Genomic DNA, 9,418 nt, shown 5'->3' with positions numbered 1-9,418 from the left:
CACCTGCCATCACGACGGATCACCGCCGGCGCCTGACGAGGTTCGCGGAAAAGCGCCCAACAGCGGCCACATCGCCGCTTCAGGCCACCAAAACCTCATCGCGGTGCATCAAGGCGGCTAGCATCCTGCACATGCTGCGCATCCGCACAGCGATGAATGCGCTGCCGTCAGGTGGGTTATAGGTCCCCCAGCCGACAGACCCTCGCCCATCTCTACACTAGACGCATAGCCCAGTACTTATAGATAAGCATTCGTTTCACCGTTCGTGCCTGGTTACGGCCTGATTTCTGGATAAGATAGCCGCGTCTCACGGGCTGCATTTGCTAGGATACCTTCTGGCCATCGCCTCCATCGAACCGTACGACATGGTGCACAAGAAACGCTCCATCATCAAAGCAAGCTCGCCACGACTCTTCATCGAGGAAATTGCGTTTGCCCACTCGTCTAGCCGGCGCTTCGCCCTTTGAAATCGCCAACCTGGAGTCTGAAAGCAACGGTGAAAGGAAAACGCGTCTAAGTATGGTCATGCGAATCCTATCGCGACGGAGTCGGTGAAGAAGCGTTGGAAGCCCAGCAGGATGACTGCAGGGATGAGGCTTAGAATGGTCGATCCCGCAAAGATCTGGCCGTAGTCGGTGTTGTACTCGCCGACCATAAGGCCGAGGGTGATCGGGGCGAGGAAACTGTCCTGGCGCGTCGTGACCAGAAGTGGCCAGAGATAGGCCTGCCATTGCCCATTGAAGAGGATGATGCCGGCGCCGATGAGAGCCGGACGTGAAAGCGGTAGGAAACCTCGAGGAAAATCCTTAGCCAGCCGGCTCCATCGACTTGAGCCGCTTCAATCAGCGAACGCGGTATGGCGAGGAAGAACTGCCGCAGTAGGAAGATCACTATGCCGTTGCCAACGAATGGCATGATCAGTGCGATGTAGGTATTCTGCAGCCCGGCGCCTGCGACGATGGCGGACAACGGGACAGCCACGACTTCCTCGGGGACCAAGAAGCTGAAGACGATGATGGCGAAGACGACCTCGCGGCCGCGCCACTGCATGGCGCGGCCGGCGCGGCTGAAGCCGATCCGCATCCGCCGGAGCCGGTATTTGAACAATCGGATCGAGCAGGACCATCGGCGCTCGAGCGCCTTTCTGAAGAAGCGCTTGGCAGGTCGCGCTGCTCGCTGAACAAAACTCGACTATTCTCGATGGCGCGCTAGAGATACATCTACAGGCGGACCCTAATGTAGGTCTCGTCGACATGCCCCTTGCCGAACACGCAAACCAGGACCACGGACTGGTCGAACTGACGGCCTTTGAACATTGCAACCTTCCGGAAACGATCGAAGGCTCTTGCCGAAGCGCCGGTAATCAAAACGTTGCAACAGATCCCAATTTCCTGGGGCACAATTTTGAGCGAGGGGCTACTTCGTTCCAACCGTCGGGCGGGACGAGGAGATGATCCGCGCCTACACAGAAACCAGGAATTGGCCGACAAGCGTTGGGCCATATGCAACTGAGGCTCGGATCCCTCCTAACCTGCAATCATTTGTCTTAGAATCCTTTATAACCGTCTATGGGCGTCTTTTTCAAACCCCCGGCCATGTTGGGGATTATTGGCTGTTTCGATATTCGCAAACGGGTTCGCGCATGGTTGCGGGCCCGTGAAACGGATGGGATCGCCTGGTGATTGACGCCAGGCATAGTCGGTCAAAAGGTGGAAGTCCGCGAGCAGCCAGCGCTCGAAATGCTCCAGCCGCTGCGCACGGTCGCCGGGTAGGATATGACGGGCAGCGGATGCAAGCCTGAGCTTCTCCAGAAGCGCAGAAACGGCCGCTAAGTTTTCGGTCGGAAAGGTCGTCGGACGCTGAGCACGGAACTCCTGGGTGAACAACCGGAGTTCGTTCTCAGCGATGTTCAGGGGCCCAAGATGGCGCTCAAGTGCCATGCGGACCAAGTCCTCCTGGGCGAAGGAGCGCACCGAAGCGTAAGCGAGACCGATAGAGGCCACTCCGCCTCCCAAAAGCCCAAGGACGACCCGTCTCGAAACCGTGATCATGCCGGAATTCCCTCCTCATGCGATGCGGCTCGCCGCCCTGAGGGAGAGGGCGGCAGCAGTCAGGCTGGGATTGACGCACGAACAGGTCGGAAAGGTGCTGGTACCCACGACGACGAGATTCCTCAGTTTATGATGGATCATATCCCGGTCGACGACAGAATCCGTGGCATCCCTGCCCATTCGCAGCGTCCCTTGAACATGCGCTTCGGTATCCCGTTGCCCTCGGTCGAATATCTGCTGCACCGGCAGTGGCCGAAGCAACTCACCGAGCCGCTGCTTGGCATGCACCATGCCCTCCACCGCATAATCGGAAGGACCAGCGTAAACGACGCGGGCGTTATCGTTCTCGTCGAGGGTGATATGGTTCTCCGGCTTCAGGAGATCTTCAGTCACGACGATCAGCGGCAGGGTCTGCCGGAGCCGTCCCCGTTCGGGACGCATCCCGTACAACCAGCGGTTCTCGAAATAGACAAGTGCGGCGGCGTGGTCCGACCGGTGTGGTCCGTCGTACAGGCCGAAATTAAGCCCGGTTGTGATCGTCGAGCCGTCAAAATTGTCGATGCCGTCGAGATAGGCCTCGAAACTCCAACCAAAGGCTTCGTGCAATCCACGTCCTACGCACTCGCCGTCGAGATCCGATCGCAGCATTATCGCCGGACTCTGAATGGCGTTCGCCCCCAGGACGAATAGATCCGCCGTGATCTGGAACTCCTTGTCCTCATTCACGAATGTGGCCGACCGAACAGATCCGCCGGCGTACTCCAGCCGGCGCACCTCCGAATTGAGGCACACCGCAACATCGGGCTGTTCGAAGAGATGCATGAAGCCGTTATTCGCGGTGAATTTGGCGTCGACTGGACACAGCGAGCACCGGAAGGATGCGCAGCAGGCGGAGCGCTGTTCCGTCGCGACGCGTGCGCGCGCAGTCGGCATAACGAAATGCTGGCCGGGCTGCGCCGCTTTCATCATCCGGTCCGGCGCCGACATGCGATGAGGCGACTGAGGGAAAGGCCTGGAACGCGGCATGACCGCGACCATGTCGGGATCGCCGGAGATCGACATGATCGCCTCGGCCGTGCAATAAAAAGGCTCCAGATCGTCATAGCTGAGCGGCCAATCGAGACCGGTGCCGTAGAGGCTTTTCAGCCTGAAATCTTTTGGATGAAGGCGCGGCGTCTGCGCAAACCAGCAGTTCGTTCCGCCCCCTAGTCCGATGGTGTAGACCCACGGCTTGCTGGAGTTGCTGGAATAGGTGCTGTCGTCCTGGACGCTGCTGTTTGAGCCGTGCTTAAGTTGCCAATCATGCGTGTTGTGGCGCCCCCATTCGAGGACGAGAACGCGCGCTTTTCTTCTCCTGGAGAACTCGTGCAAGAAGAAGGCTGAACCAAAACCGGAGCCGATCACGACTAGATCGTAGTGCTCGCGGGCGATCTGTTGAGGACGGGTGTCAAATACCATGTATGGCCTCTTCGGTCGCTGCAGCTGACGCCGATGACGTTGCTATCGGGCTACCTGCAGGTCAGCGAGACAATTTCAATGTTGCTTCCCACTCTTTACGCGCCGCAAAATGAGTTTGCCACTACCACTTTGGGTAGTTAGGCAACACTTTTTGAACTTGGAATACCTCCCGGCGCGACCGCGGCATGATGGAACTGGGCTGGTCGATTGTTGGCTTTAGTTGCACCTAAATTAGGAGAGATCGACCATTTTAACGGCGCACTTATCGAATGGGATGTATTGCAACCTTTTGATTACCAGCGCTGTGGCAAAGAGCCTTCGATCATTTCGGAAGGTTACAATGTTCAAAGGCCGTCCAGTCCGTGATCTAGCTTTGCGTGCGCTGGTACCTGGCCTACGATCTGAGCCGGCGCGATCTTGAGGAGATGATGGCCGAGCGCGGCATTACGGTCGATCACACGACCACCCACCGCTGACGTTCGTTTCTAGCCCTTGTTGCTCGACGCTTTAACCGGCGCAAGTGTAGTGTGACCGCAAATGGCAGGTCGATGCCTGATGTTCTGCCCGATCCGGTGGCCGACCTGGTTATCACTTCGCCGCGCAAAGGTATTTCTGGCCCGCGCCGGACATCGCCTTATTGCTTACCTGAAGCGAACCGAACCTCGACCGCCGAATGATACAGCCGAAAGCCCGGAAGGGAGCGCGGATTGAAGCGCTGTTTCAGCTCTCGGGCGCAACTGGCTTGTCTGTTGATTGCACGATCACCCGAGTGCGATACCTGCAGTCTTCAGGTGCCGGCATATCGCCCCATTCGGAGATTCGAATCTGCGCCTCATCCGACTGCCATCATCGCAGGATCGGACACCTGTCCGAATTGCGCCTGCGACTGCCTGACGACATTTCGGTCGTTGGCTATGATGACAGCCTTGCCCTGTTTCTTATCTCTGCCGCTTACATCTCTAGGAGCCCGTCCAGATAGGTCATTGCTACGGGCACTTGTTGCACGATAGCCGGCTCAGGCGGGCTTTGCGAGGGTGAACAGCTTGAGGAGGTTATGGGCGGTGCAGATCATTGCCCATTCGGCACGCACTTTTTCAACGCCCCGCAATAGGAATTGGCGGAAGCCACGTGCCTGTTTGATCTGTCCGAACACTGGTTCCACCACTTGCTTTCTCAATCGATAGGGCGTTTCGAAGCCGCCGTCGTCGATCTTCTTTCGCATTCGTTGGGTCAGCGGCCCGCCGACTTTTCCGTTCGCGGCGGTCGGGTGCTTGGCGCGTCCGGGCGCGACGTAGCCGTCGATGCCGTGCGCTTCGAGCGCTTCGAGATTGGCTTCGCTGCAGTAGCCGGAGTCCGCTGAGGCCTGCGCTGGCTTGGCCCCGGGATTATTCTCGATGGCCTCGATCAGGGGCACCAACTGGCCCTGGTCACTGCCGCACTGCGTCAGGTCGTGCGCGACAATGATCTGGCCATGGGCATCCACGGCAGCCTGGGCATTATAGGCCTGCACGAAGCGATCCTTTGACTTCATGATGCGGCTTTCCGGATCAGTGAAGTTGCGTTGCGCCTTGGGATCGGGCTCCTCTGATGGCGCCGCCGCCGGTTTGCCAGGCTTCTTGCGGCCTGCGGCCTGGCGCTGCTCTTCTTTTTCGGCCTCGATCCGGCGCTCTTCTTGCGCCGCCAGCTTGGCCTCGGCTTCCAGCGACGCCATCGCCTGCTGGATCTTGGCCAGCCGCTTCTGCTTGTCGCCGGCCCAATCCGGCATCTCGTCGCCGCGCTTGTCCTTGCCGAAAGTCACGTCCTCCTCGCCATCCGCGGCCTCGGCCGCCGCCAGCATGCGAGCGACTTCGGCTTTCAATTCCAGCTCGCGCTTCTTCATGCGCTCATAGCTCATCGCCTTGTGTTTCGACGCGTTCGCCTTGATCTACTTGCCATCCAGCGCGACATGGCCGAGTTTGACCAATCCTGCCGTCTCACACAGCTTCAGAACCTGCACGAACAGCGCCTCGAGCGCCTTCAAATGCCGCTTGCGGAAGTCGCTGATCGTCCGGAAATCCGGCGGATCGAGCGCCACGATCATCACAAAATCATTCCGTTCGCGGCAGGCCCTGGCGATCCGCCGCGACGAATACAGCCCGCTCGCATAACCGTGCAGCAGAAGCGCCACCATCATCCGCGGGTCGAACGGCGGCTGCCCAAGCCCGCTCACATAGCTACCCGTGATCTCCTTGAGATCAAGGCTCTCACGCACCAGTTCAACGATGAACCGCGAGACATGGCCTGGCGGTACGAAGTCATGCACGCTCGCTGGAAGAAGCAGCGTCTGATCGATATTCCAGGGCCGAAAATACTTGCTCATAGCCCAAGATTGAATCAGACTCGTTAATAGTTGACCAGTGACTATCTGGACAGGCTCCTAGCGCAGGTGGCTGAACTTGTTTCAGAAATTCGGGATACCGGGCGTGCGTCACGTTGCAACCTCACTACAGGAGAGCTGCTCTATCGCAATGGCCAGGGAATAAGCAATGCGCGCACAAAGGTGCGTGCGCATTGCTCGAAGCGTTGTTCACCGCAAGAAGGCGCGGACCTGTTCTTCGATCGTTCTTTCGGTCGGCAGCCGCTCCATGCTGCTGGCGCCATAAAAGCCGTGGCATTCCGGGCATCGATCCAAGATATAGCGGGCGTCCTCAGGCATCGAGTGGGACCGCCATGGCAGAGAACGATCACATCCGGCCGCCGCGCCGCATGCGCGATTTCGCCGACGTCCTGCACGGAATCGTCCAGCGTCCGCCCGCTTAGGGCACCGATCTTGCCGCCTGTGGTCAGCCCGATGTGCGCCACGACAATGTCAGCGCCGGCATCGACCATCGCCTCGGCGTCGGCGGGCGAAAAGACGTATGGGGTGGTCACAAAGTCCTTAGCGGCGGCCTGGCGGATCATCTCGACCTCGAGCGCATAGCTCATCCCGGTCTCTTCGAGATTTGCCCTGAACTGTCCATCGATCACACCAACGGTGGGGAAATTCTGCACGCCGGCAAAGCCGAGTGCTTTAACGTGATCGAAAAAATGGTCAAAGATGCAGAAGGGATCGGTGCCGTTCACGCCCGCCAGGACAGGCACATCGCTCACTACCGGAAGGATTTCGCGGGCCATGTCCACGACGATCTCGTTAGCATTTCCATAGGCCATCAGCCCCGCCAGCGAGCCGCGTCCGCCATACGGCAGCGGTCCGAATTGTAAATCACGATCAGGTCGATGCCGCCCGCCGCCGCGCTTTTGGCCGACAGGCCGGTGCCCGCCCCGCCGCCGACGAACGGCACGCCGGCGCGAATCTTCGCGCGCAAACCCTCGAGAATGGCACTTCTTTGAATGGCCCCGCTCCCCCATCAGCCTTCCTCGCCTTCCTCGAGCATGATCGTCTGCCGCTCGCCGGAAGAATAAGCGACGATCATCCGCGCCGTCACAGAGCCGGTATTGCGTCGTGGGGAGAGTTGCGCGGTATGAATATCGCATCGCCCGCGGCCATTGCGACCGATTCCTGGCCGACCGAGTGGGTGAGCGTCCCCTCGATCAGCACCTCGTCGCAATTGGGGTGGATGTGCCGCACTTTTTGTGGCCAGGTTCAACGACGACACAACGAAGGTCAGATCGCTGCCGGCGGGCCATCTTGTCGTTGATCAGCCACTGTATCGACCCCCAGTTGAAGGTTGCGGCCAATTCCGGATCGACCCGGCTGATGAAAGGAGATTCTTCGAATTGGCCGACATCGCGAAGAAGGCCTGCGAGGGCAAGAGGAATGGCAAACCCGTCTCCCCGATCGCGCTGGAGGCGGTCAGGCGCCTCGACGCACTGTTCGAGATCGAGCGCGCGCGCTTGTGAGCCTTCGCTACCGGAAAATCGGTGCTGTTCACCGGCGCCGGCAAGGCATTGGTCGTGCCGCCAGGCTGATGCTCGCCTGCACTGGCGTTATCCTGCGGTGCGTTCGCGCCTCCGACCGGACTGACGACGTTCAGCTCGATCGGCGATTCCGCACCCGACACCTGAGGTCGTCGCCTTATGCAACGCGTCGAACGCCGCGCCGCCGAACGCGACGGCTGTACTGTCCGCACCCTTGCGGAGAGCGATTACCGTGCTCGGAGTCGCCGAGACGCGCCTCGGGGCCTGCGCTTCCGCTGGGTCGGCGAAGCGGTCTTCCAAGCGCCGATCTGGACCGGCGTTCCCGCCTTGATCAAACCCGGACGCGGCTCCAGATCACCGAGCGGATTTTCCGGGACGAGGACCTCCAACTCATCGGCACCTGGGTCAGTCGGCAGGTTGGCAGACTGCCCTGCGCCTTCGGCTTTCCCATAGAGCCTTGGATGGATGGGTAAGCGCCAATCCGATGCCATGTTTCGCGGCGTGATGAAGACGGCGACACTCTCGTGATGAATCTGCGCGGGAGGTTTGATTGCAGTCTTCACCCAAGTCCAGACTAGAACATTTGCGACTATCGAGGCGGTGCGAACCGGCTCGAGGAGATGCCTTTGATGCGCCGGCGCTGGTCGACGGAAGCGAAAGCGCGGATACTGGACGAGGGCTGGCGGCTCTGCTCCCGACCCGCGCGTCAAGACAACAATCTCGCCGGAGCGGATCGCCTTGCGCCTCCAGGCGAACACCTGCTGCGGGCTCACGTGATGCGCCGCGCCACCGCCGACACGTTCGCACCCGGCGCGGTGCGATGCTGACGGGTAGGCGGAGCTCGATCCCTGGTTGATAGGCGCAGGTGTCACCTACCGCTTCTAACACGGCGTTAGTCGAGGCCGCATTGACCAGGGGTACCCTTCTTGGTCCGCTGGAGGAGGGCGGCCGCCTGGCGACACGCCGACAAGATGTCTTGTTCAGCCATGCTGCGACAGCTGCTGTTCTTTTGCTGCGGGAGCGGTGGCTGGCGCCCCGGATGCTCGGCAGGCCAAGGCCTGCCTTTGCCCTGCCCCATGGCTTGACCCATGGCACGGTGCCGCGCTCCAGGTCGGCAATGGTGCGGTCGGTGATCTCCTGATAAAGGCTGGCGCCGGGGCGCCCGCCCTTGCCTGCGCCAGCCTCTGTGCTGGCACAACGCTTGCTGTTTGCACGCATGTCTTATCCTCCGCTCACCAATCGCCGCGCCTTTCCCCGGAAGCGGGGTGGGCGGCGAGTCGCGACCGGAAAGGCCCGCCGTGGTAGGCGGACCGCATCCGAAGGACCGGAACGAAGAGGAGGACCCTGAGCGCGAGCGAAGGGTTGCGGGCTGCCGCGGCGGGCCTAGAAGGGAGTGCCGCCCACCCCGCGCCACCGGGAAAGGCCAACAGACAAACCGCGCCGCCCGCAAGGGCGGCGGCCGTCACAGCCCGAAGGGCTGCCCACGCCAAGGGGCGAAGCCGAATGGCCGAGACCGCCTGAGCTTGCCGAAGAAGAGCGGGCTGGGTTCACGAGCACCTGGTGCGCGCCAAGGCGCGCGGGCGCTCCTCTCAGCAGCATGAACTGCCAGGAAACCTTCTGATCGAGTCTCCATCAACCGCGGTTTCGTCCCTGCTTCCAGATCTATTCAGAATGAGGGTTGAGTAATTCGGCCGGCTCGATTCCGAGCACTCTGGCGAGTTTTGCCACCGTATCAATCCTGGCGGCATAGATCGAGCGCTCAAGTGCGCTGACATATGTTCGGTCAACGCCAGCCTCATGCGCCAGCGCTTCCTGGGACAATTTCTTTTTTTGGCGAAAACAGAAGGCCCCACCGCGAGAGATCAACAGTGTTCGGAGCCAGGCTGATAATGTCCACGGACCGGGCGTTCGTGCGTTCGGCACCGCACAGCGCGTTCGCCAGATCCTTCTGGAAGTCCGGATTGCGCCTGAGGAATTCCCAGGCCCAGCCTCGGCTGGTCAGCCGCTCGACA

9 protein-coding genes and 5 pseudogenes are annotated in these 9,418 nt (G+C 60.5%); 5 read left to right on the top strand and 9 right to left on the bottom strand.

Features of this window, described 5'->3' with window-relative positions:
• A partial coding sequence (locus NKI41_RS32310; protein ID WP_352687012.1) for a hypothetical protein occupies nucleotides 1-182 on the top strand: 182 nt, incomplete at its 5' end.
• A gap of 415 nt (nucleotides 183-597) precedes the next feature.
• Here NKI41_RS32310 and NKI41_RS32305 read toward each other — a convergent pair.
• On the bottom strand, nucleotides 598-1,050 hold the full coding sequence (locus NKI41_RS32305) for an ABC transporter permease subunit (RefSeq protein ID WP_352687010.1): 453 nt from the start codon (nucleotides 1,048-1,050) through the stop codon (nucleotides 598-600).
• On the opposite strand from NKI41_RS32305, the pseudogene NKI41_RS33445 reads away from it, so the two are divergent.
• Nucleotides 1,049-1,132: pseudogene (locus NKI41_RS33445) on the top strand (IS6 family transposase); the annotation flags it as partial. The gene NKI41_RS32305 and the pseudogene NKI41_RS33445 sit on opposite strands and share 2 nt — an antisense overlap.
• A gap of 424 nt (nucleotides 1,133-1,556) precedes the next feature.
• Here NKI41_RS33445 and NKI41_RS32300 read toward each other — a convergent pair.
• Both NKI41_RS32300 and NKI41_RS32295 read right to left on the bottom strand, forming a co-directional pair.
• Entirely contained in the window at nucleotides 1,557-2,051 is a 495-nt protein-coding gene (locus tag NKI41_RS32300) for a hypothetical protein (protein ID WP_352687007.1), read from the bottom strand.
• Nucleotides 2,052-2,066: 15 nt separating this feature from the next.
• The gene (locus tag NKI41_RS32295) at nucleotides 2,067-3,509 is read right to left on the bottom strand and encodes a GMC oxidoreductase (RefSeq protein ID WP_352687005.1); all 1,443 of its coding nucleotides are present in this window, start codon (nucleotides 3,507-3,509) and stop codon (nucleotides 2,067-2,069) included.
• A 377-nt stretch (nucleotides 3,510-3,886) separates the two neighbouring features.
• Here NKI41_RS32295 and NKI41_RS32290 point away from each other — a divergent pair.
• Nucleotides 3,887-3,982 (top strand): annotated as a pseudogene (locus NKI41_RS32290) (IS6 family transposase); the annotation flags it as partial.
• 542 nt (nucleotides 3,983-4,524) lie between these two features.
• On the opposite strand, the pseudogene NKI41_RS32285 reads toward NKI41_RS32290, so the two are convergent.
• The 3 genes and pseudogenes from NKI41_RS32285 to NKI41_RS32275 form a co-directional block, all read right to left on the bottom strand.
• A pseudogene (locus tag NKI41_RS32285) lies at nucleotides 4,525-5,868 on the bottom strand (IS1182 family transposase).
• A gap of 207 nt (nucleotides 5,869-6,075) precedes the next feature.
• Nucleotides 6,076-6,880 (bottom strand): annotated as a pseudogene (locus tag NKI41_RS32280) (phosphoenolpyruvate hydrolase family protein).
• Nucleotides 6,881-6,969: 89 nt separating this feature from the next.
• Nucleotides 6,970-7,116, bottom strand: a complete 147-nt coding sequence (locus NKI41_RS32275; RefSeq protein ID WP_352687003.1) for a cupin domain-containing protein — start codon at nucleotides 7,114-7,116, stop codon at nucleotides 6,970-6,972.
• 149 nt (nucleotides 7,117-7,265) lie between these two features.
• Here NKI41_RS32275 and NKI41_RS32270 point away from each other — a divergent pair, with 149 nt between their 5' ends.
• Together NKI41_RS32270 and NKI41_RS32265 are read left to right on the top strand one after the other, a co-directional pair.
• Nucleotides 7,266-7,388, top strand: coding sequence for a hypothetical protein (locus NKI41_RS32270; RefSeq protein ID WP_352687018.1), 123 nt, complete (start codon nucleotides 7,266-7,268; stop codon nucleotides 7,386-7,388).
• Nucleotides 7,389-7,463: 75 nt separating this feature from the next.
• Nucleotides 7,464-7,801: pseudogene (locus NKI41_RS32265) on the top strand (type II toxin-antitoxin system HipA family toxin); the annotation flags it as partial.
• Nucleotides 7,802-7,811: 10 nt separating this feature from the next.
• Here the strand turns inward: NKI41_RS32265 and NKI41_RS33440 are convergent.
• The 3 genes from NKI41_RS33440 to NKI41_RS32250 form a co-directional block, all read right to left on the bottom strand.
• Nucleotides 7,812-8,624: an ArdC-like ssDNA-binding domain-containing protein gene (locus tag NKI41_RS33440; protein WP_502901268.1), complete on the bottom strand. Its 813-nt coding sequence runs from the start codon at nucleotides 8,622-8,624 to the stop codon at nucleotides 7,812-7,814.
• A 444-nt stretch (nucleotides 8,625-9,068) separates the two neighbouring features.
• Complete coding sequence (locus tag NKI41_RS32255) at nucleotides 9,069-9,227, bottom strand: helix-turn-helix transcriptional regulator (RefSeq protein ID WP_502901267.1); 159 nt, start codon at nucleotides 9,225-9,227, stop codon at nucleotides 9,069-9,071.
• On the bottom strand, nucleotides 9,202-9,418 hold a 217-nt coding region (locus NKI41_RS32250; protein ID WP_352687000.1), incomplete at its 5' end, for a transcriptional regulator domain-containing protein. The genes NKI41_RS32250 and NKI41_RS32255, both read right to left, overlap by 26 nt.

This window comes from Mesorhizobium sp. M0601, assembly GCF_040320845.1.
Lineage (GTDB): Bacteria > Pseudomonadota > Alphaproteobacteria > Rhizobiales > Rhizobiaceae > Mesorhizobium.
Note: the sequence above shows the minus strand (reverse complement) of the source record. Positions and strands in the feature narration are given on the sequence as shown.